Consider the following 21981-nt stretch of genomic DNA (forward strand, 5'->3'; position numbering starts at 1 on the left):
TTTGTATTTATGCTGCACGATGATCAAAATACCTTATTTACCCTTGCCGCGGATTTTATACATTACACTAATCGGTCTGTATTTCTTACCGGGCGTGCAGGCACTGGCAAAACAACTTTTCTAAAATACATAAAAGCAAACACGAACAAACAAACTGCGGTTGTAGCGCCAACAGGTGTGGCAGCAATCAATGCAGGAGGAGCAACCATTCATTCATTTTTCCAGCTACCGTTTACACCGTATGTGCCCGAAAGTAAAGGCTTTCAGCGCAGTGAGGAAAGTATTGACAGGCATCATTTACTGGGCAGAATAAAAATGAACAGCGACAGAAGAAAGGTTTTGCAGCAACTGGAACTATTGATCATTGATGAAATAAGCATGGTGCGTTGTGATGTGCTTGATGCGATTGATGTGGTGTTAAGACATTTTCGTTTTCGTTACAATGAACCATTTGGTGGTGTGCAGTTATTGTTTATCGGTGATATGTTTCAATTGCCACCCGTTGTGCAGGATGATGAATGGAAAATATTGTCACCATTTTATAAAAGCCCTTTTTTCTTTGATAGTAAAGTTTTAAAAGATGATGAACCGGTGCATATTGAATTGAATAAAATTTACCGGCAGAATGAACAACGGTTTATTGATTTATTGAATAAAGTGCGCAACAATGAAATGGATGAAGAAGGATTCAATTTGCTGAACAGCAGGTATGATGCATTCTTTCAGCCTTCGCAGCATGATGGTTACATAACGCTTACAACACACAATCACAAAGCAGATATAATTAATGCGGAAGAGGTTGGAAAATTAAAGAGCAATTTTGTTTCTTACAAAGCAATAATAACAGGTGAGTTCTACGAAAAAAGTTACCCCGCAGAAGAATTGCTGCAACTGAAAGTTGACGCACAAGTAATGATGATAAAGAATGATGCAGAGAAAAAATATTTCAATGGCAAGATAGGCACTATAACAAAACTGGAAAATGAAATTGTGCATGTGCAATGTAAGGGCGATACTTTTCCCATTGAAGTAAAACGGGAAAAGTGGGAGAATATCCGTTATACGTTAAACCCGTCAACACAGCAGGTTGAAGAAGATGTTATCGGAACGTTTGAGCAGTTTCCATTAAGGCTTGCATGGGCAATTACTATTCATAAAAGCCAGGGCCTGACTTTTGAAAAAGCCGTAATCGATGCCGGTGCTGCATTTGCAAGCGGGCAAGTATATGTTGCATTAAGCCGTTGTACAACACTTGGTGGTATTGTTTTAAAAAGCAGGATTAATAATAACGGTTTAAAAAATGACGAACGCATTGTACAATTTTCCAGGCAAAAAGACGTAGCCACACAATTAGCATATGCATTAAATGAATCAAAGAAAGCTTACCAGTCTGTTGTGCTGAAGACATTGTTTGATCTGAATGCAATTTCAAAAGCTGTTGAACCTTTTAAAAAATATGTTCAAGAAACGCTCAAAGATTTTAACGAAGAAGCTTTAGTATGGACGGAAATGCTTGAAGAAAAAATATCTCAACTGCAGGAAGTGGCTGATAAATTTCAGCCGCAATTAAAACTATTACTGGATGAAAAAGCATTACCCGAACAAAATGAAAATTTACAGAAGAGAATAATCGCTGCTTCAAAGTATTTTGCTGAGCATTTGCAAAACCTTTCACAGTATTTGCTTTCGTCTGTTGCTGTTACAGACAGCAAACAAAAAGCCATGGTGTATAACATGATATTACAGGATGTGCACATAGCCATTGCACAAAAACTGCATGCAATGAAAGGATTAGAGCATGGTTTCAATGCAGAAGCATTTGCGATGCACAAGAAAAAATTTGTGTCGGCAAACTTAAAAGTAAATGCATATTCTGCTGCCAATAAAACATTCAAAACAGATTCAGTACATCCTGCACTGTATCAGCAGTTGAGGGTGTTGCGTGATAAGATTTGCGCACAGAAAGACATACCCGTTTATCTTGTTGCTTCAGGCGCCACGCTGGATGAACTTACACGTTACCTGCCGCAAACAGTGCAGGAACTTGCACAGATCAGCGGTTTTGGAAAAGCAAAACTCGAAAGCTATGGCCAGCAATTTCTTGATATAATTATAGCGTATTGCAACCAACGCAATCTTACTTCTCAGGTACATGAGAAGATACCCAAAAAAGAAAGGAGGGAAAAAGATCCAAATAAAGAAAAGACTGATACAAAACTTGAAACCTATAAGTTGTATCAAGAAGGGAAAACAATTAAGGAAATTGCGGAAGCAAGAAATTTATCTGTCGGCACAATCGAAGGTCATCTTGCGCATTATGTTTCGCAGGGAAATATTTCTATTGAAGAGCTTGTTAGCAAAGAAAAGATTTTATTAATAGAACCGCTGGCAAAAAATTTTGAAGGCAATGCTGTTAATCCTTTAAAGCAACAATTGGGAAATGATGTCAGTTATGGAGAAATAAAACTGGTAATTGCTTCTTTAGAATATTTGAAAACAAAAAACAATGAACAAGAAATTTTGTAAACAAGCTGCAATATTTCTATGATGCATTGTTGTGTCACTCACGTGTACGTTCTTATCTATGCCGGACAATGAACAAAGTGTACAAGAGTGCGACGCAAGTAAAGTTCAATAGCTGTAAATAGCCAGGCTCATAAAATTCCTATACATCATTTACTAAAAGCGCCTTTGCAATAATTTCTTTCAGTTTTGATTCCTTTTCTGAAAGTTTATTCAGCAAGGTAATTTGATTGATGGCGCGGTTTAAATTATGTGTTTCATATTTTGCACCGTAATAAATATCATTGTTAAGATAGTCTGCCATAAAGCGGAGCGCCTGCATATAGATCATAAACTTACCTGCGTAAATAAAATGATCTTTTTCTGTTTCAGTAAGTTCTTGCTGCATCTCGCTGAGATAGCCATTTACAATAGCTTCAAAATAATCTTCGCGTATATCTATTTTAGAAAAATCTGTTTCTTCTTCACCTGCAGGTGAAAGATAAGTACGCATCATATCACCGACATCGCTTATAAAATACCCCGGCATTACAGTGTCAAGATCAATTACACAAAGGCCTTTGTTATTGCTGTTAAATAATACATTGCTGATCTTGGTATCATGATGTGTAACCCTTTTTTTAAAGCATGGGTTAACAAGAATATTTTCATACTCATCAACGATATGCCTGTAGGAAATAAGTGTCTCAATAAAGCTGGCTGCATTGGCAAGCCTTTCTTTAGTAGCCTTAGAAACTGATTGCTCAAACTGTTGATAACGTAAAGAAAGATTGTGAAAATCGGGAAGGGTTATTTTAAGTTTCGAAGTATCGAAACCAGACAACAGTTTTGTAAATTTTCCAAATTGTTTTGCTGCTTCATAGGCCAGTTCTTTACGCTCAACTATTGTATAAGAATGGGAACCCTCCACAAAAGTGAACAGGCGATAACTTGAATGATCATCCGGTTCTACAAGGCCTTTCTGGTTTGTTGTATAAATAGGTTTTGTAAAAAGATAATCAGGATAATGAATAGTTAAGTATTCTGCAAGTGATCTTATATTATTATCTATACCATGTGGTTCAGTAAAAACATGCTTATTTATTTTTTGCAGGATGTACTTTTTGCCTGCATGTTTTATCAGCCATGTATGATTGATGAGACCGCTGCCAAAATCCTCTGTTTCGACATCTTCCCCTTTTATGTTGAACTCCTTTAAAATATCGGACGTCATACTAAATTATGGCAAATGATAAATGATCAATACCATTCAAATGTAGGTATGAAAAGATAAGTTAGCACAATCAAACGTTTGCACGGAAAAACTATAAGTCTTAGCCATTGTACACTACAAGCTGGGAATCGAGAATGATCTTATAATTGGTGGGTGCAGCTTCTTCTTCATTTTTATCAAGAAGCTCTAAAAGCATTTCAGTTGCTTTCTGGCCTTGTTTATACGGATATTGTTCTACCGACGCCATAGGACAATACTTTAGATAGTGCGTAAAAGGAAGATTGGCATAACTTACAAAACACACATCTTTATTGATCTTTATTTTTTGCTGATGTGCGTAATGCATGGCATCCATGGCTACATAATCGTTGAATACCACAATAGCCGTAACTTTTCTTTTGTGCGCAAGCAATTCTTTTGTTGCTTTGATATTTCCTTCCGGCGAAAGATCTGTATTTACGACAAGTGATGGGTCGAACTTTATTCTGTTCTTTATTAATGCCTGCACATACCCTTCCTGTCTTTCTTTGCAGGCAAAAAGGTTTTCGGGGCCATTTAGTAAACCTATTACGCGATGGCCTTTTTCTAAAAGAAATTTTACTGCCTGCATAGTACCAGAAATCATATTGCAGGCTACATAATGTATGTCCTGCACTTTAGGGATTCTATCAAAAAAGACTACAGGAATGTTCGCTTTCTTTAGCATTTCAAAATGCTCATAAGTGGCAGTGTTCTTTGAAATTGAAATAAGCATACCATCCACCCGATGTATCTTCATCTTTTCTACCAGTTGCTTTTCTTTTTCCACATCATCGTGCGATTGCCCTAATAATACTGTGTATTTATTTTTATAAGTTACATCTTCTATACCGCTAATGGCTTCTGAAAAAAATGATTCTGCAAGATGTGGTAAGATAACACCTATAGTAAATGTTTTACGCTGCTGAAAAAAGATAGCGGTTTGATTAGGTTCATAATTTAGTTCTTTGGCTAGTTGCTTTACCTGTGTTTTGGTTCGCAGGCCAATGCTGGAATGATCATGCAATGCTCTTGATACCGTAGAAACAGAAATGTTTAAACGCTTTGCTATTTCCTTGATAGTTGGCTGTTTGGATCTCATACCAATTACGAATAAATTATAGTTGGCGAAAGGTATGGATTATTGCCGAGTAAAATTATGAAGTACAAGTGAGTGACACAACGAAAGCCTGATAGCAGCAATGCGGCCGGAAACAAAAAAACCATCATAAGCGCTATGATGGTTCTAAGTATTTTCTGAAGATACTTTACAGTTTTACCAGTATGCCTACACCAAATAATGATTGTATTTGCAAGCGGGGTGAATTTTTGTTTGGGCCGAATTGCCTTACATCGTCATCATAGATCATTGCGAGGCTGTAAGTAGCAGACAGCACTTTTGAAAGCTTGGCAGTAAAAAGGTTGGTCATGTATAAATCTATATTACCTGGGTTATGACGATAATTTGAAAACAGATCAAGCTTTCCCTGGTATGTAACAACCTTACCAAGTTGGGCCGTGTAATTAATGCTTACGTATGCGCCAAACTGAAAATCACTTTTTTTGCCTGCTTCCAAACCGTATAGTGTGGATAGTACAGTATCTTTTACCAGTACCCATCTTGCTGTAACCGGTGAAACAAAGATGGACAGATTGGGAACTGGTTTATAATCAAGACCCGGGCTTAGTAATACATAAGCAGGTGCAAATAAATTAGAAGTATAAATTTTTGTAGTAGCATCAGGATAACTGTATCCTTTAAAGAATTGTGTTCTAACATTCCCCAATAAACTGAGGTTGAGTTTTGAATTTAAAGCATAGCCATATTTGGAGAGTATATCTATACGGTCATCTACCTTGCGTGTACCAAGGCTGGTTGTTTTTACATAACCCAGATAAAAATCAACATTATTGTCCCAACTGTTTTTATCCTTTTTGTAAAAAGCGTGTGCATTTATAAAAGTATTGGCAGAAAGGGAGAATTCATCTCCACCTGCTGCCCAGTTGCTTAATGAGCCCTGCGCTATATTCAAACTAAAAGTGCCGCCCGTTTTCCACTGTTTAGGTATGGTGTCGTTTGGATCTTTTGCAATTGTTTTGCCGGATTCTGTTTGCAGAGTTTTGATGGTTTGGTCTTGCGCATAGGTTATAGCAACAGTGAGGATAATGAATGAAATGACCATTAGTGCTTTCTTCATAATTATTATTTTGGTGAGCAAAGTGTTGCAACAAAAGTAAAAGATTGTGAGCAGAAAAATTATGATACACAACAGGTGCCAATGGAGTTCTACAAAAAAAGCCACTGAAAAGTTCAGTGGCTTTTTATTTTAGCTGTAGGGGTAGGATTCGAACCTACACGGGGCAGTTAGCCAAAGTGCAAAGAAGATTTTAGTGGTCAACCCTGGTCGGCCTAACCATTGGTCGGTCGGCTCTACACTTCGTTTATCCTGTTATCCCCACCCCCGAGACGAGAGGGCATGTCTGCCAAAGAGTTTCATCACCCCACAATTTTAAACGCTTATCTTGCGTTTTGGAACTGCAATATTAAAGAAAGAATTCTTTTCATTACAAATATTTCAATAAAAATTTTGAAAATATAGATAAATTCTAAATATTTGCACCATCTATTCGAAAACATCAAAAAACCTGCCTTGAAAATGAGTCATAAAGTAAATTTGGATAAGCTCGATTACCAGATCATTCAGGAAATGATGGAGAATGCCGAAATCTCTTATGCTGATCTGGGCAAAAAATTATTTGTCTCCGGCGGCACTATTCATGTACGTATCAAAAAACTGGAAGAAGTTGGAATTGTTAAAGGTACAAAACTAAGTGTCGACCTCAAAGCATTGGGTTATGATGTGATCGCTTTTATTGGCATTTACCTTGAAAAAAGTTCTCTCTACGATACCGTGGCCAAAGACCTGCGAAAAATTCCTGAAATTGTGCGCCTTAATTATACCACAGGAAACTACAGCATGTTTGCAGAAGTAGTATGCAAAGACATCCAGCAACTGCGTTTCGTTTTGCACGATGAACTTCAAAAAATAAAAGGCATCGAACGCACCGAAACATTTATATCCCTCGACGAAAGCTTTAGCAGAAATGTAATTGCTAGCGGAGAATAATTTTGGGAACAGACAGTTGTATGCTATGGCATCTTTTGTTGTGTCACTCACTTGTACTGTCTACTTTTATGGCAACAAAAAATAGATCATTTCTTTTCTTTGTTCCAGTAGATCCTTCTGCCTACCAGTACCTTAAATACAAAACCATCAGTAGCATCAGTAAGTCCAAAACCTGCGCCTGTATTTAGCTCCCAGTGTGTGTTATTCAAAAGATCAAAAGTGGCAAAGATGGCCTGGCTTTGTTGCGGCCCCTTTTCAAATGCATTTAACGGCCCAAGATCTCCATAATATTCTGCGCCTATGGCGCCATTTTTAAAAAAAGCATAATTGGCTTTTATATTGGGAGCAAATGCCGGCGCGGATGATTCCTCAATTCCTTTTAACTGCACACCTAATGTAGGGTTCAATGAAATATACAATTTCTCCCATTGCTTGTCTATAATTGGTCTTAATTCTATGCTCCATGTTTCAGCAGAATAATGTGCACTTTGGTAACCTATTTCTGCGGATAAACTTAAACCCACCGGTAATTTCCATTTTGCAGGCGCCATAATGCGTGGACGTAAATGCGTACCAATAACGTTAAACCCATAACCTGGCAGGTAATTCATAAAAAGATAAAAACCTAGTTCAAAATTATCTGTAATGCCATGTGTTATTTCAATCGTTTCATGCAGTGCATGATAAGTGGGTCTCACACCTTTTATTTCCTGCCGTTCCCCATCAAAAGTGTAATTGCTGTGCAGTTCAAATATGGTACTGCTCTTTTGCTGTGTTTGTGCGCCATACACCTGTATCTCGTAATTCTCCTGTCCGCAAACCGACGAAGTAATAAATAACAGTGAGAAGAATAAAAGTTTATTCATGATGCGATGCAGATTTTATTATCAAATGTATAAATAAAGGATTGTGTAAAACCAGTAATATTATCAGCATTTTGCTTTTTTATAAGCTTGTATCAATACAATAATATTCATTTGTTTTTTGATTGTTGCGTAATGTGCAGCAGTACAAGTGTGCGACGCAACAGCAGCATAATAGATGCATTCCAGTTGGGTACATTAAAAGTTACTCACTTCTTACAACAATATTTTACGCTAACAAAATGTAACTTCATGAAGCTTCCCTTGCTGTAACAATATTACCCGTGAAAAGAACTATATTAATTATCCTGCTTTTCTTTTGTGCAACAAAAATTTTTGCATCGCATATTGTGGGCGGGGAAGTGTATTATAAATATATAGGCCCTGGCAGTTCTGCAGGTACAAGCGTTTATGAAATTTCACTGCGGTTATTCCGTGATTGTAACGTTCCCTGTGGAGATAGTACAAATGTTGCCTGCCTGCCTGTAAGAGCAGTTGTAACAATTTACCTTGGTACATTGCCATATTCACGTATGCGAATACTTGGCTTACCGCTAAGAGATTCTTTATCTATAACACTTACTACTTATCCGCCCTGTGTTGCTTACAAACCGCCTGTTTGCTATGAAGTAAAAACATATTCAGACACCGTATCACTTGCAGATAATGATGTTGGTTATATAATGGCTTATCAAAATTGCTGCAGGGCAGCATCTAAAAATCAATTTGGTGTTGAATTTACGGCCAGCGGTGTACCAGGTGTCACTTACACAGCAAACATTCCGGGAAAAAATGTTTTACCTGCAGAGCATAACAGCAGCGCTGTTTTCAATCTAAAAGATACTGCCCTTGTATGTTCGGGAACTAAGTTTGCCATTGATTTTGGTGCCGATGATGCAAACGGAGATTCGTTAAGTTATGCTTTTGCCTCTGCGTATAATGGCGGCATTTTTTGGTCGGATGGATGTACAGCTACACCTGAGACAGGCCTTGTCTGTGAAGGTACTTGTGCGGGCCCGCCACCATATGATACTATTACTTATAATACGGCTTTTGGTTTTTCAGGCACGCAACCACTTGGCAAAGATGTTAGCATAGATCCTGTTACAGGCATAATAAGTGGAACGGCTTCTTCTGTAGCGGGACGGTATATTGTAAATGTGTTTGTATACGAATGGCGGCATGGTAAATTGATCGCATCGCACCAAAAAGATTTTATCATCCGCGTAGAAGAATGCAATATCCCGAAAGCCAAACTTGAACCATCTTATTTAACCTGCGATGGCTTTCATCTTAATTTTGAAAACGAATCTACATCGCCGCTTATCTTTTCTTACTACTGGGATTTTGGTGATCCAACAAATGCTTTGGACACCTCAACAAATCCAACGCCGGGCTATAATTTTCCTGATTCAGGTATATACAAGGTTACACTTATTACAAACAGGGGAGCACAATGCTCTGATTCTACCACAACACTTGCAAAAATTTACCCGGGTTTTATTCCTGATTTTAATGCAAAGGGAGGCTGTGTATTGGTGCCGTATCAATTTATGGATCTTACCAGATCAAAATATGGAACGGTAAGCAACTGGAAATGGAACTTTGGGGATTACCCGGTAACATCAGATACATCAATCATTCAAAACCCGCAATACTTATATCCATCACCACAGCAAACAGCAGTTACATTAATTGTAGGTGATACAAAAGGTTGTCTCGATACTATTATGAAACAGATTATTGTATATGACAAACCGCCACTGCAATTAGCTTTTAAAGACACGCTTATCTGCGCAACAGATACTTTACAATTACATGCATCAGACTCATTAGCAAATACCCCTGCATTTAGTTGGTCGCCTGCAATAAACATTAACAACACAAATATTCCTGATCCATTTGTCTATCCAAAATCAACCAGCATTTACCAGGTTGCACTTAATGATAATGGCTGCACCGTTAATGATTCTGTTACAGTGAATGTTGTTCCGTTTGCCACACTCGATCTCGGTGCAGATACTACCATTTGCTTAACAGACAGCATCCAGCTTTTCCCTGCCACGAATGCCATTTATTTTGCATGGTTTCCGGTAACGGGCATTAGCGATAGTAAAATAAAAAACCCTTTTGCAAAACCATTAATTAATACTGAATATAAATTGACAGCAACTGTTGGGGGTTGCACCGCATCAGACAGCATAAAAATAAATGTGGCACCATATCCACAGGTTACTTCGGGTGCAGACACCTCTATTTGTTATGGAAAAACAGTTGTACTTTTTGCCAAAACAATAGCACCGTCTTTTGCATGGAACCCTGTAAATAGTTTATTGAATGCAAACACACTGACGCCAACTGCGGCACCTACATCAACAACTGCATACATTATCACTGTTACAGATAATAATGGCTGCCCAAAGCCGGCAAGCGATACTACCATCATTACTGTAACCCCACCTATATCTGCATTTGGGGGCAACGACACAGTAATTGTTGCCAACCAGCCATTGCAATTAAATGCAACGGGTGGTACTTCTTATACATGGTCGCCAACTACAGGTATGAATGATCCTTATGTAGCAAATCCAATTGTTACACTTGGTACGCAATATGATTCCATGACTTATCATGTTACAGTAAGCATTAATAGTTGTTCTGCAGGCGACGATATAAAAGTGATCGTATTCAAAACGGAGCCCAACATATTTGTGCCTTCTGCATTTACGCCAAATGGTGACGGACGCAATGATATTATACGACCAAAAGTAGTAGGCATGAAACAATTTAATTACTTCAGAATTTACAACCGTCTGGGGCAAATGCTATACGCTACTTCAGCGCTTGACCAGGGATGGGATGGAAATATTTCGGGCACGCCACAACCCACAGGCACTTATGTTTATATGGTGCAGGCAATAGATTATACCGGTAGAGTTGTAACAAAAAAAGGTACGATTGTATTGATACGTTAAGAGATGTATTAATTAATTTGGTTTGCGGCTTTTATTTTTAGTTTCACTGAATGCTTTATTCATTATTTATTTTGCAGCGGCAGCATTTCATGGCATCGGCTGTTGTGTCACTCACTTGTACAGTTGGAATGATGACCTGTGAAAGGTGAAAAGTCAAAACCATTGTGCATTCTTCTCCTTTCACTTTTGTCTTTTCACTTGCAGCTATCTGCATTGTAGTACAAGAGTGCGACGCAACAAATGCTAAATGCTTCTACAAATGCCGGGCACAAAAACAATATCCACTTATTTTGCATCGTTGGATGTATGACCTGTATTTCAATTAAAGAATCTAATCATTACCTTTACAAGAGGCAAACGATCAGTAACATGGTATCCAAAATATCCGAAGGCGTTGAAATTAGCGTGGAGACTTTCTACCAGCCGGACTACAGTAACCCGGTGAATAATGAGTTTATGTTTGCTTACCGCATTACAATTGAGAATCACAATCACTTTACCATAAAGTTACTGCACAGGCACTGGCATATTTTTGATAGTAATGGCCAGGAGCGGGAAGTAGATGGCGAAGGTGTTGTAGGTGTACAACCTGTATTGGAACAAGGCAAACAATTTCAGTATGTAAGTGGTTGTAACCTGCGTACAGAAATGGGCCGCATGTATGGCACATATATTATGGAGAACCAAAACTCGAAAGTTACTTTTAAAGTAAAGATCCCACCGTTTGAAATGATTGCGCCGTTTAAAAACAACTAATTTGAAAATAAAATGTTAATTGCTTGTATAAAACAAAAAGCATTTTCAAATCTTCAAATTACCTAATTGATCCAATTATCTCGGCTTATATTTCGCTTCTTCAAAAATTTCCTTAGCAGGTGTTTTCAATAGTTGCGGCAAAGTTCTTTTTGAATCTTCACTCATCCATTTTTTTACGATCTGCCAGCCCACAAACTGGCCAATAAAACCAGGGGATGCTTCGCCAAGCAGTTCTGTACGTGGCCCATCTGTTACATAATCTCTTGTTTGCGATGGATCTGTTATATACAATAAATTATTCTGGAGAAAGAAATTCCAGATCGTTGCTTCGCTTTCGTAACAACCATCTAATTGTGCCTGTGTATAACCGGTTTTAAGACTGTCTGCAGTTTCCGGCAAAAATTGATCAAGCATATATAACCGTTTGCCTGCTTCTATCATTTGATATATCAATGGCTGATCAGGGTTAGCTGCAGGATAGATTTCATCCATCATATTCTTCATGCAGTTAACAGGAATATAAGCCGGCTCAAAACGACGTGACTGATACTCTGCATAAACTTCTCTTACAAAACCTGTTTGATAAAGTGAATAATCTTTGCCAAGATATAGCTGTAAACCAACTGCAAGGCCTTCATTGGTTAATACATTGGCATAACCTTCTATAGGGCCTATATAAGTTATTATATGTTGTGGCAGTTTGTATTCGGGAAAATAATATTTTACAAACTGGCAACCTTTTGTAATTTCTTTTTGCATTTTTTCTGTTGCAGTAAAGGTTGATTGCACAGACTCATAAACGGATTTATAATCGTAAATAAATCGTTTAACTTTTTTGGTAACACTATCAGGTATTGGTTCTATACCGAGTATGTTGTAGAGATAATCATTCAGGAATGTTGGGTATTGCTGTTGCAGTTTGTTCAAAGATGTTTCTACATTATTTGTATCAAGTGCAAAAAAATCTTTATCAAAACGTTTTACATCTATCTGCACTTTTATATTCGAGACATTGGGAATGCTCTTTTTATCTGAACAGGAATAAGCACAAATAATTACCAATAATGCAAATGCAATTCTTTTCATACCGCTAATTAACGATAAAGCGGTGAAATGATTTTGTTAATCGCGAAATTCGTGTTTTAATATTCGTGAAATTTGCACCATGAAGATCGCTTTAGCACAACAGAATTATCATATTGGCAATTTTGAAAGCAATATCAATAAAATCATAAAGGCTATAGAAGAAGCCAAGACACATCAGGCCGATATTGTAGTGTTTAGTGAATTATGTGTTTGCGGTTATCCGCCACGCGACTTTGTAGAGTTCAATGATTTTATCAATAAATGTTATGCGGGTATTGATGCGATAAAGGAGCACGCAGACACGATTGCGGTAATCGTTGGCTCACCTGCACGTAACCCTATCAAAGAAGGGAAAGATCTTTTCAATGCCGCATTCTTTTTGTATGAGAAGGAAGTAAAAGCCGAAATTCATAAGACTTGCTTACCTACTTACGATGTGTTTGATGAATACCGTTATTTTGAGCCTGCTTATGATTGGAAAACAATCGACTTCAAAGGCAAGCGCATTGCATTAACAATTTGCGAAGATATCTGGAATCTGGGCGATAATCCTATCTATCGCATTTGCCCAATGGATATATTAATGGAACAAAGCCCGGACCTGATGATCAACATCAGCGCATCACCATTTGATTACACACATGATGAAGATCGCAAAGCCATTGTAAAAGCAAACGTACTGAAATATAAATTACCCATGTTTTATTGTAATGGTGTTGGCAGCCAGACAGAGATCGTATTTGATGGAGCATCACTAGTATTTGATAAACATGCAAACTTATGCAAGAAGCTGTCCATGTTTAAAGAAGCCATCGAAACTGTTACATTAAACGATGATGGCACTATTGAGGCACCCATTCTTGAAACTGCAGACCGCATTCCCGATCATGAATTGAATCCTCCAACACTGGATGAATATTTGAATATTCAACAGGTGCATGATGCACTGGTAATGGGCATCAAAGATTATTTTACGAAGATGGGTTTTACAAAAGCCATACTTGGTTCTTCGGGTGGCATTGACAGCGCAGTAACGCTGGCACTTGCATGCCAAGCACTTGGTGCGGCAAATGTTCGTGCGGTGTTAATGCCCTCTCCTTACTCAACAGAACATTCTGTTGATGATGCAGTGCAACTGAGTAAGAATCTCAATAATCCTTACGACATCATTCGCATCAATGATATTTACGAATCATTTTTAACCACACTCAAACCCATCTTTGGTGATTTGCCTTTTTCGCTTGCCGAAGAAAATACGCAGAGCAGAACACGTGGAAATTTACTGATGGCCATCTCCAATAAATTTGGATATATCTTACTCAATACTTCCAACAAAAGTGAACTCGCAACAGGTTATGGTACACTTTACGGAGATATGGCGGGTGGCCTTGGTGTGCTCGGCGATTGTTATAAACTGCAGGTGTATGCGTTGGCGCATTATATCAACCGCAACAAAGAAATTATTCCAAATAGCATCATTCACAAAGCGCCGAGTGCAGAGTTAAGACCCAATCAAAAAGACAGTGATAGCCTGCCCGATTACAACATTCTTGATAAAATTTTATACCAATACATTGAGCGGCGCATGGGACCAAATGAAATAAAGGATATGGGTTTCGATGCCGCTGTTGTTGACAGAACCTTGAAACTCGTAAACACAAATGAATACAAGCGCAACCAGTTTTGTCCTATTATACGTGTGTCTCCAAAAGCATTTGGTGTAGGACGAAGAGTGCCGATTGTAGGTAAGTATTTGAGTTAGTTTTTTGTTACAAGCTTTTGTACTTGTGGCATCGGTTGTTGTGTCACTCACTTGTACGTCCAGATAAATAATTCAACTAAAACAAACTCACAACCCAACTCAAAACTTTATGCAAAAAACTATAGATAAACTTTTAGCATTTAAACAAAGAGATAAATTTTCTGCAGATGCCTGGGATAAAAGAGGGCTAATTCCTTCTGACGACGAGTTGTGTAAAAAACTGACAGTACTTTTTAACTCCTGTACAGATAATTTAATTAATGCAGTTAATCAAAACTATACTGAGAAAAAATTAAAAGTAATTTTAAAAACTGAACTTTCCCATTTCAATAAGTTTGACTATGACACTGAAGAACGAGAATTCATTTGCGATCTCTTTTTAGAATTAGCGACAATTGTAAATGTAGCTTTTAATGATGCTTTGAGTACGTGGATGTATGGTTCAGTATTAACAATTCTTCTAAAGTTAAGTAGCTTTTTTCGAAAGAGTGAAAAAGTGATAGAAAAGCAATTACAAGAATGCAGTAACTGTAAGACTCAACTTGAAACCTTAATACTAAAAAACAGGAAGGTATTCCTGATACTGATTGGTTCATCGTGAAATGCAAAAATTGCAGCGGGTTAAATTTGATTTCACCTGGACCTGGAATTAAGCGAATCCATTTTGGGAACTACGAATGGGTCGAAACATTAAGAAAAGAAGATTATACAAAAGAACAAGCTTTGATAAGACTTGAGCAAATTAAAATTTTCAGGAAGTAAACTAAGATGCAAACTCTTGTAACTACTCAACCGGCAACTTCCCCGTTTCAAAAAAACTTACAATAGCAATACATAATATCGTAATTATAGAAAACAGTAAAATTAATTTTGCACGCCGCATCAGGTTATCGTTCTTTTCTGTCCATGCCACATAAGCCATGCGAAGACCAATAAATAAAATGAGTATTGTTATGGCAAACGCTAATACATAAAAATAAAAGAGTGCACTTAGAGCATCAAGTAATTGCATGATAGTAGAAACAAGGTAAAGAGCATATTGTTTACTATATTTTCTTTGAATTACTGTAACCGTTTTTCAGCAACCAGTGCAAAACTTTATCACGCTGATCTCCCTGTATAATGATCTCCTTATCTTTTGCGCTGCCACCTGTGCCGCAAAAATTCTTTAACGTTTTGCCCAGCTTTTCAAGATCATCTGTTGTACCAATAAAGCCAGTGATCAATGTTACAGCTTTACCAGCACGATGTTTGGTTTCTAATTTTATACGCAGCTTTTGTTGCGCAGGCGGCAATGTTTCCTGCTCTGCATTATCTTCCGGTTCAAAACCAAAATTGGGATCTGTGCTGTATACAAACCCCCTTGTATCCGGTTTATTTTTCTTGCTCATAAGAATTGAAAATTAAATAATCACTGCTTTTAAACTAAGGTCAAGGCTTTTTGCCTGGTGTATCAATCCGCCAACACTTACATAATCTACGCCTGTTGCTGCATAAAAAATAATGTTATCAAGGTTAATTCCACCGCTGGCTTCTGTTTCAAAATCTCTATTAATAATAGTTAATGCTTCTGTTATTTGCACCGGTTCAAAATTATCCAGCATTATGCGAAATACTTTTCCTTTACCAATGTTGCAAACTGTTTTTACATCATCCATACTTCTTGTTTCCACTTCTATTTTTAAACCGGGCTTTATTGTTTGTGTATAGTTGTAAGCTTTGTTGATAGCAGCTTCCAGCCCGCCTGCATATTCAATATGGTTATCTTTCAGCATGATCATATCAAACAAACCAAAACGATGATTCATGCCGCCACCAATTTTCACGGCTTCTTTTTCCAGTAAACGAAAGTTGGGTGTTGTCTTTCTTGTATCAAGTATTCTAGTGTGGTAACCTTTTAGCGTTTCAACATAAGTGTGTGTAAGTGTCGCAATGCCGCTCATGCGTTGCATGCAGTTAAGCACAAGTCTTTCACAGATCAAAATAGTATGAATAGACGCTTCTACCTCAAAAGCCTTTTCTCCAAATTGCATCGTATCCCCATCTTGCTTATATTGTTGAAAATGCATTGCAGGTTCAACAATGGTAAATATTTTCTTTGCAACCTCCACACCTGCAAGAATACCATCCTGTTTTATTTTTAAAACAGCTTTGCCCTTTTTATCAGCAGGTATGCAACTGAGTGTTGAATGATCGCCATCGCCTACATCTTCTGCTAATGCTTCTCTTACCAGGTGCTCCAGTTGTTCATCAAAAGATTTCATAAAACAAAAGTAGGTAATCGGTTTACATGTTCCATAAAGAACAAACCGCTGAAGTGTGCGACGCAACGAAAGCATGATTACAATGCTGTAGCCGGGTTCATAAATAATTTCTTTGTATCAAAAAAAATCATAGCTATGCAGCTTGTTAACTGAAGCAGTGTTTCCTTATTACACAGATTATTTAAAACATCCTGTAGAAGATGAGCATGCATAATATTTCTTTGCGTCCATGGCAGCGCGAAGATGCACAGGCGCTTGCCGCTATTGCAAATGACCGCAACATATTTAATAACCTTCGCGATCATCTTCCACATCCTTACACCGTAATGGATGCACTGCAGTGGATTGCACATTGTAAAGAACAGAATCCTGTAATTAATTTTGCAGTTACTTATAACGGCAAAGTTGCAGGCAGCATTGGCTGTGTACCAAAGACAGATGTTTACCGCAAGAGCGTAGAGATCGGTTATTTTATTGGTGAACAGTTTAAAGGAAACGGCATTGCCACAGAAGCGGTGCGTATTTTACTGGAGTATGTGCAACATCGTTTTGACGTGGTGCGCATTTATGCAGAAGTGTTTGCACACAACAAAGCTTCTATGCGTGTGTTGCAGAAAAATAATTTTTATCTGGAAGGCATCCGCCGAAGATCTGTTGTAAAAAATAATGTACTAATGGATGATCATATTTGGGTAAAACTTTTGTAATTTATTTAACCGGCTTCATTACTGCTATTATTCATTTGTTGTGTCACTCACTTGTACGTTCAGTATTCCCTTCGACAGGAGCAACCGAACTGACAATCATCACATTTCATTTATATTATACTTGCTAACTTGCAATTATGAATATCTATCATCCATACGAAGCGCTGGCTGATACGGAGGATTGCCTGCACCTGAAGGAAAGTGAAAACCGGGAACGCTACCAGTTTATTGTAACAAGACTGGTTCCTCTTTTTCTTATTTTATTTACATGGTTTTTCTTACAGCAGGTTGGCGCTTCCATACCTATGGGCTGGAATTACGTATTGATAGCAGTTACTTTATTTGTAGCTGTTTTATTATTTACACGCTCTTATATAACAGAGTTAAAGATTGTACAACACAAAGAGCTGTACATTGTACAAAAAACGATCTTTGGAACGAAGGAAAAAAATATCAACAGAAGTGATATAAACAATATTAAATTGGTTAGAAAAAGGGGTATGCCGGGAAGCGTATTATTTGTAATGAATATCAAACCAGGTAAATCAATTCTGCTGTTAAGCATTCCTCCTGCAAACAAAGATGAACACCACCTTAGGCTTATAAAAGAAAGATTAGAAGATCTGCTGCAAATCAATATTACTGAGCAAAAATAATACAGGCATTAGAACGGGAATTTGAAAAACTTAGGTTCTGCATAAATTTAATAACATGAAGTATTTAGATCTCTTTATACATACCAACAAAAGAAAAAAAAATTGGCTGGCTTGTTTGCAGCTGCTGCTTTTTATGCTGGCATTATCCTGCAACAATTCTCAGGAAAAAGAAACAAAAACAGAAGAAGATTCTGTAACTGTGGTACAGGATATTGCCTCTGAAGATAGCGCATTGATCTTTGAAAACAATGCAGACAAATGGTTAGACTTATCACTTCATAATAATGCCGGTACCTGGAAAAAATTTAAACTAAAGGAATTTTGGTACGAGGAAAGTATGCAGAAAAAATATTTTAAACCTGAACCTGGATTTTATAAAGATTATGCCCCCTTATTAAAATGGTCACCGGACAGCAGTTATATATTGGATATTGGAACTTATGGCAAGGTGTTGGTGAAAGATAAAATGGGCAATACCAAAATAGAAGATGGCGAAGTGGATACAAAGGCTTCTTTGCTTTTTCCGAAAGCTGATTCATCCGCACAACTGATTTTCCTTGGTGCATCAGGAAATTTTATTGATGGCCGCTGGATAGACTCCACACATTTTTTCATTCTTGGTGTGTTTGATGAAAAAGGAAATCAACAACCAGATACACTTTTATGGGTGATAGATGCCAAAGAAAATTTTTTCAGAAAATACAAGTTACAATAGAAGGCTCTAGTAATATATAAGGTAAATGGTTTGTTTGCAGCACAACCAATTGCAAGCCTCCATCTTCATTTCAATTCTAACTTATCCCGGTAATTACATACTTATCTCTTTGTATTACTGAATTTTAACGCTGTGTAGTATTTAGCCCTCACTTATTATAAATACTATGCTATTGTTGTTGCCGGTAAAAAGTTTATGGAATTGTTAAAATTATTTTTTTTAATCAAGTGTATTTTATACATTTATTAAATAAATGTGTTTTTTACACTTAAAAATCACACTACTAATTAACTTCTAAAACGATTGCTTTATGAGGATCAAACTACTTCTGAAGGGAGTGTTTATATCTGTCCTTCTGTTCACTTTCGCAAGTACAGGTATTTTCGCACAATCAAAAAAAGTTTCAGGAAAAATTTTGAATGCGTCAACTGGCATTGCTGTTGAAGGTGCCAGTATATTGGTAAAAGGTACCAGCATTGGTACTACCAGTAATAAAGATGGCGTATTTGTTATAACTATGCCAAATGGGTCTTCAGTATTAGTAGTGTCGGTAATAGGATACGAGACACAGGAGGTTAATGTAAGCAACAAAAGCGAGGTTGAAATAAAGATTAATGAAAGTATAGACAAGCTTACTGACGTAGTAGTGGTAGGTTACGGCACCCAAAAGAAAAAGGAAATAACAAGTGCTATTACCAGCGTAACTGCGGAACAATTTAATAAAGGAAACATTAATGATGTGGCTCAGTTGCTGCAGGGTAAGGTTGCAGGTCTTTCCATAGCTCGTCCGGGTGGAGATCCTAATGGAGGTTTTGAAATCAGGTTGAGGGGGCTTTCCACACTTGGCGCAGGCACATCGCCACTGGTTGTAATAGATGGTCAGGTTGGAGCTGATCTTAATTCAATTGATCCAAATGATATTCAAAGCATCGATGTTTTAAAAGACGGCTCTTCCGCAGCCATCTATGGCACCCGCGGTTCTGCCGGCGTAATTATCGTTACCACCAAAACAGGAAAACGTGGTACATCTCAGGTTAACTACAATGGTTCTGTTAGTGTGGAAACTGCCGCAAGGTTAACAAAACACATGTCTGCTGATGAATACAGGGCGCTTATAAAAAATTTAGGTGCCGGCACAGACTATGGTTTTAATACAGATTGGTATGATGAGATTACAAGGCCTGCTCTTTCTCATCAGCACAATCTTTCTTTTTCCGGTGGAAATGATCATACTACTTACAATGCTTCTTTAAATTATAGAAATGCGGAAGGCATAGCTATTACAACGGGTTTTAAACAATTGAATGGCCGTTTAAATATTACACACAAGGCCTTAAATGATAGATTAGTTTTTAATGTAGAATTTGGCGCAACCCGTAAAATCGCCGATCTGGGGTTTTCTAATGCCTTTGAATATGCAGTAATTTATAACCCTACTTCCCCTGTGTATGCACAAACCCCTGATCAGGATTTAGCTGGTGGAGGATATTTTGAAGTAAGTGCTACGGAATATTCAAATCCTGTTGCAATGTTGCAGCAAAATACCAATGAGCAAACTTTAAAAAGGCTCAATTTTGCCGGCTCTGCTGAATATGAAATTCTAAAAGGACTGAAATTCCTGGTAAGGTATGCACAACAGTCTACCAGCACTTATCTCACGGCTTATAGTCCAAGTGATGCTTTTATTGATCGTGGATTTTACAATGGTGTAACAGGCGTTGGCCGTCATGGATACTCTTATAAAAGCGATAATGAAGCCCTGACCCAGTTATATGAAAACACGTTGTCCTATCAAAGAAAAATTTCAAATCTAGAGATATCATCGATTGCCGGTTACTCTTACCAGGATTTTATTTATCAGGGCTTTAATGCTGGTGGAGGAAATTTTATTACTGATTTATCTGGCCAGGATTTTTCTACCGCACAGGATTTTCAAAATGGCCTCGGCTCAGTAGGCAGTTATAAAAATGGCAACAGGCTTGTAGCTTTTTTTGGCCGTGTTAATCTTAATTATAATAACATAGCATTCCTATCCGCTTCTTTGAGAAGAGAAGGATCTTCAGAATTTGGACCTAACAATAAATGGGGTTATTTTCCTGCAGTAAGTGCTGGTGTGGATTTGAATAAATTAATAAGCGTACCAGGTTTTAGTACACTTAAACTCAGAGGAAGCTATGGTGTAACCGGAGCGCTACCTCCGTTCTCAGGTTTGTCTGAATTAACCTTTAATGGAAGAGGAAATTATCTGATTAATGGCGCCTGGATTGCAACTTATGGACCCAATCAAAATGAAAATCCTGATTTAAAATGGGAAAAGAAAGCTGAAATTGATATAGGTCTTGATTTTGCTGCATTTAACAGCAGATTAACCGGTACAATCGACTACTATAATCGCAAAACCTCAGATCTTATTTTTAATGTTACAGTTCCGTCACCTCCTGCACTCTTTAACAGAGCCTGGAGGAATGTTGGTGATTTAAGGGGTACTGGTTATGAAATAGCGCTGAATTATCAGGTGCTGAAAAGTGGAAAATTAAACTGGAACACAGGCATAAACTATTCTCACAACCATGTGGTATTAACCAGGCTAGATCCTTCTGCGGGCTCATATATTGGTGAAACCAATCTGGGGTCACCGGGTCAGGAAGCGACTTTAATAACAAGGTCCTATGAAGGTGCTGAAATTGGTGCATTCTACAATGCAGTATATAGGGGTGTTGATAAGGATGGAAAGTTTTTATTTGATGATGGTAATGGAAACGCGGTTCTTTCTGGTGCCACCACGTATAAAACAGTAATTGGCCATGGGTTACCTAAGTTTGAAATGGGTTGGACCAATACGTTTACTTATAAAAACTTTGATCTGAACTTTTTCCTTCGCGGTTCTTTTGGGCACGATCTTATTAATACCGAACGGGCCTTTTTTGAAAATACCAACGTCGCTTCAATTTATAATGTTGTAAACACAAAATACTTTAATCCGGACCTGAATGATGCCCAAATATTCAGCAGCCTGTTTGTGGAAAAAGGTGATTTCGTGAAATTAGACAATGCCACTCTGGGTTATAATTTCAATATTAGCAAGAAAGGTGGTATGGCCTCTGTAAGAAGCATAAGGGCTTTTATTACGGGTCATAATCTGTTCACTATTACCGGTTATACTGGTGCAGATCCGGAAGTGAGATACTCTGATAATTTGAATGGAAACATATTGGCACCTGGCATCGACAGAAGATCGACCTGGGTACTAACCCGTTCATTCACATTGGGAGTTAACATTGGTTTATAACAAATAAATTTATTCATTTACATACT

18 protein-coding genes are annotated in these 21981 nt (G+C 37.7%); 10 read left to right on the forward strand and 8 right to left on the reverse strand.

Annotated features, from left to right (window positions below; all coding sequences use genetic code 11):
- Positions 1-9: 9 nt before the first annotated feature.
- The gene (locus FRZ67_RS13045) at positions 10-2526 is read left to right on the forward strand and encodes a helix-turn-helix domain-containing protein (RefSeq protein ID WP_147189988.1); all 2517 of its coding nucleotides are present in this window, start codon (positions 10-12) and stop codon (positions 2524-2526) included.
- A gap of 139 nt (positions 2527-2665) precedes the next feature.
- On the opposite strand, the gene FRZ67_RS13050 is transcribed toward FRZ67_RS13045, so the two are convergent.
- The 3 genes from FRZ67_RS13050 to FRZ67_RS13060 all read right to left on the reverse strand — a co-directional run bounded on the left by FRZ67_RS13050 (position 2666) and on the right by FRZ67_RS13060 (position 5952).
- A complete protein-coding gene (locus tag FRZ67_RS13050; protein ID WP_147189989.1) occupies positions 2666-3736 on the reverse strand; it encodes a phosphotransferase enzyme family protein in 1071 nt (356 codons plus the stop codon).
- 100 nt (positions 3737-3836) lie between these two features.
- Positions 3837-4856, reverse strand: a complete 1020-nt coding sequence (locus FRZ67_RS13055; RefSeq protein ID WP_147189990.1) for a LacI family DNA-binding transcriptional regulator — start codon at positions 4854-4856, stop codon at positions 3837-3839.
- 166 nt (positions 4857-5022) lie between these two features.
- The gene (locus FRZ67_RS13060; RefSeq protein ID WP_147189991.1) at positions 5023-5952 is read right to left on the reverse strand and encodes a DUF3078 domain-containing protein; all 930 of its coding nucleotides are present in this window, start codon (positions 5950-5952) and stop codon (positions 5023-5025) included.
- 459 nt (positions 5953-6411) lie between these two features.
- Here FRZ67_RS13060 and FRZ67_RS13065 point away from each other — a divergent pair, with 459 nt between their 5' ends.
- Positions 6412-6882, forward strand: a complete 471-nt coding sequence (locus tag FRZ67_RS13065; protein ID WP_147189992.1) for an Lrp/AsnC ligand binding domain-containing protein — start codon at positions 6412-6414, stop codon at positions 6880-6882.
- Between the two features lie 86 nt (positions 6883-6968).
- Here FRZ67_RS13065 and FRZ67_RS13070 read toward each other — a convergent pair whose 3' ends face one another.
- Entirely contained in the window at positions 6969-7748 is a 780-nt protein-coding gene (locus FRZ67_RS13070; RefSeq protein ID WP_147189993.1) for a hypothetical protein, read from the reverse strand.
- Positions 7749-8029: 281 nt separating this feature from the next.
- Between FRZ67_RS13070 and FRZ67_RS13075 the strand changes: the two genes are divergently transcribed.
- Both FRZ67_RS13075 and apaG read left to right on the forward strand, forming a co-directional pair.
- Positions 8030-10720, forward strand: a complete 2691-nt coding sequence (locus FRZ67_RS13075; RefSeq protein ID WP_147189994.1) for a PKD domain-containing protein — start codon at positions 8030-8032, stop codon at positions 10718-10720.
- 369 nt (positions 10721-11089) lie between these two features.
- Positions 11090-11476, forward strand: a complete 387-nt coding sequence (apaG, locus tag FRZ67_RS13080) for a Co2+/Mg2+ efflux facilitator ApaG/CorD (protein WP_147189995.1) — start codon at positions 11090-11092, stop codon at positions 11474-11476.
- A 75-nt stretch (positions 11477-11551) separates the two neighbouring features.
- Here apaG and gldB read toward each other — a convergent pair whose 3' ends face one another.
- Positions 11552-12562, reverse strand: coding sequence for a gliding motility lipoprotein GldB (gene gldB / locus FRZ67_RS13085; protein ID WP_147189996.1), 1011 nt, complete (start codon positions 12560-12562; stop codon positions 11552-11554).
- A gap of 79 nt (positions 12563-12641) precedes the next feature.
- Here gldB and FRZ67_RS13090 point away from each other — a divergent pair, with 79 nt between their 5' ends.
- Both FRZ67_RS13090 and FRZ67_RS13095 read left to right on the forward strand, forming a co-directional pair.
- A complete protein-coding gene (locus FRZ67_RS13090) occupies positions 12642-14324 on the forward strand; it encodes an NAD+ synthase (protein WP_147189997.1) in 1683 nt (560 codons plus the stop codon).
- A 109-nt stretch (positions 14325-14433) separates the two neighbouring features.
- Entirely contained in the window at positions 14434-14925 is a 492-nt protein-coding gene (locus FRZ67_RS13095; protein ID WP_147189998.1) for a DUF4844 domain-containing protein, read from the forward strand.
- Positions 14926-15108: 183 nt separating this feature from the next.
- On the opposite strand, the gene FRZ67_RS13100 is transcribed toward FRZ67_RS13095, so the two are convergent.
- The 3 genes from FRZ67_RS13100 to nadC are packed head-to-tail and all read right to left on the reverse strand — an operon-like array spanning position 15109 to position 16588.
- Positions 15109-15336 carry a hypothetical protein gene (locus FRZ67_RS13100; RefSeq protein WP_147189999.1) on the reverse strand — a complete coding sequence of 76 codons (228 nt, stop codon included), beginning with the start codon at positions 15334-15336 and terminating at the stop codon, positions 15109-15111.
- A 34-nt stretch (positions 15337-15370) separates the two neighbouring features.
- Positions 15371-15715, reverse strand: a complete 345-nt coding sequence (locus tag FRZ67_RS13105; RefSeq protein WP_147190000.1) for a translation initiation factor — start codon at positions 15713-15715, stop codon at positions 15371-15373.
- A 12-nt stretch (positions 15716-15727) separates the two neighbouring features.
- Positions 15728-16588, reverse strand: a complete 861-nt coding sequence (gene nadC / locus FRZ67_RS13110) for a carboxylating nicotinate-nucleotide diphosphorylase (protein WP_147190001.1) — start codon at positions 16586-16588, stop codon at positions 15728-15730.
- A 200-nt stretch (positions 16589-16788) separates the two neighbouring features.
- On the opposite strand from nadC, the gene FRZ67_RS13115 reads away from it, so the two are divergent.
- The 4 genes from FRZ67_RS13115 to FRZ67_RS13130 all read left to right on the forward strand — a co-directional run bounded on the left by FRZ67_RS13115 (position 16789) and on the right by FRZ67_RS13130 (position 21955).
- Positions 16789-17295, forward strand: coding sequence for a GNAT family N-acetyltransferase (locus tag FRZ67_RS13115; RefSeq protein WP_147190002.1), 507 nt, complete (start codon positions 16789-16791; stop codon positions 17293-17295).
- A gap of 137 nt (positions 17296-17432) precedes the next feature.
- Positions 17433-17951, forward strand: a complete 519-nt coding sequence (locus FRZ67_RS13120; protein WP_147190003.1) for a hypothetical protein — start codon at positions 17433-17435, stop codon at positions 17949-17951.
- A 55-nt stretch (positions 17952-18006) separates the two neighbouring features.
- Entirely contained in the window at positions 18007-18666 is a 660-nt protein-coding gene (locus FRZ67_RS13125; protein WP_147190004.1) for a hypothetical protein, read from the forward strand.
- A 310-nt stretch (positions 18667-18976) separates the two neighbouring features.
- Positions 18977-21955 carry a SusC/RagA family TonB-linked outer membrane protein gene (locus FRZ67_RS13130; protein ID WP_147190005.1) on the forward strand — a complete coding sequence of 993 codons (2979 nt, stop codon included), beginning with the start codon at positions 18977-18979 and terminating at the stop codon, positions 21953-21955.
- Positions 21956-21981 lie beyond the last annotated feature (26 nt).

Source organism: Panacibacter ginsenosidivorans, from assembly GCF_007971225.1.
GTDB lineage: Bacteria > Bacteroidota > Bacteroidia > Chitinophagales > Chitinophagaceae > Panacibacter > Panacibacter ginsenosidivorans.

What these genes read in the sequence shown, in the direction of transcription:
- FRZ67_RS13045 (WP_147189988.1), top strand. Translation starts at nt 10, where the DNA reads ATGCTGCACGATGATCAAAATACCTTATTTACCCTTGCCGCGGATTTT.
- FRZ67_RS13050 (WP_147189989.1), bottom strand. Translation starts at nt 3,736, where the DNA reads ATGACGTCCGATATTTTAAAGGAGTTCAACATAAAAGGGGAAGATGTC.
- FRZ67_RS13055 (WP_147189990.1), bottom strand. Translation starts at nt 4,856, where the DNA reads ATGAGATCCAAACAGCCAACTATCAAGGAAATAGCAAAGCGTTTAAAC.
- FRZ67_RS13060 (WP_147189991.1), bottom strand. Translation starts at nt 5,952, where the DNA reads ATGAAGAAAGCACTAATGGTCATTTCATTCATTATCCTCACTGTTGCT.
- FRZ67_RS13065 (WP_147189992.1), top strand. Translation starts at nt 6,412, where the DNA reads ATGAGTCATAAAGTAAATTTGGATAAGCTCGATTACCAGATCATTCAG.
- FRZ67_RS13070 (WP_147189993.1), bottom strand. Translation starts at nt 7,748, where the DNA reads ATGAATAAACTTTTATTCTTCTCACTGTTATTTATTACTTCGTCGGTT.
- apaG (WP_147189995.1), top strand. Translation starts at nt 11,090, where the DNA reads ATGGTATCCAAAATATCCGAAGGCGTTGAAATTAGCGTGGAGACTTTC.
- gldB (WP_147189996.1), bottom strand. Translation starts at nt 12,562, where the DNA reads ATGAAAAGAATTGCATTTGCATTATTGGTAATTATTTGTGCTTATTCC.
- FRZ67_RS13090 (WP_147189997.1), top strand. Translation starts at nt 12,642, where the DNA reads ATGAAGATCGCTTTAGCACAACAGAATTATCATATTGGCAATTTTGAA.
- FRZ67_RS13095 (WP_147189998.1), top strand. Translation starts at nt 14,434, where the DNA reads ATGCAAAAAACTATAGATAAACTTTTAGCATTTAAACAAAGAGATAAA.
- FRZ67_RS13100 (WP_147189999.1), bottom strand. Translation starts at nt 15,336, where the DNA reads ATGCAATTACTTGATGCTCTAAGTGCACTCTTTTATTTTTATGTATTA.
- FRZ67_RS13105 (WP_147190000.1), bottom strand. Translation starts at nt 15,715, where the DNA reads ATGAGCAAGAAAAATAAACCGGATACAAGGGGGTTTGTATACAGCACA.
- nadC (WP_147190001.1), bottom strand. Translation starts at nt 16,588, where the DNA reads ATGAAATCTTTTGATGAACAACTGGAGCACCTGGTAAGAGAAGCATTA.
- FRZ67_RS13115 (WP_147190002.1), top strand. Translation starts at nt 16,789, where the DNA reads ATGAGCATGCATAATATTTCTTTGCGTCCATGGCAGCGCGAAGATGCA.
- FRZ67_RS13120 (WP_147190003.1), top strand. Translation starts at nt 17,433, where the DNA reads ATGAATATCTATCATCCATACGAAGCGCTGGCTGATACGGAGGATTGC.
- FRZ67_RS13125 (WP_147190004.1), top strand. Translation starts at nt 18,007, where the DNA reads ATGAAGTATTTAGATCTCTTTATACATACCAACAAAAGAAAAAAAAAT.
- FRZ67_RS13130 (WP_147190005.1), top strand. Translation starts at nt 18,977, where the DNA reads ATGAGGATCAAACTACTTCTGAAGGGAGTGTTTATATCTGTCCTTCTG.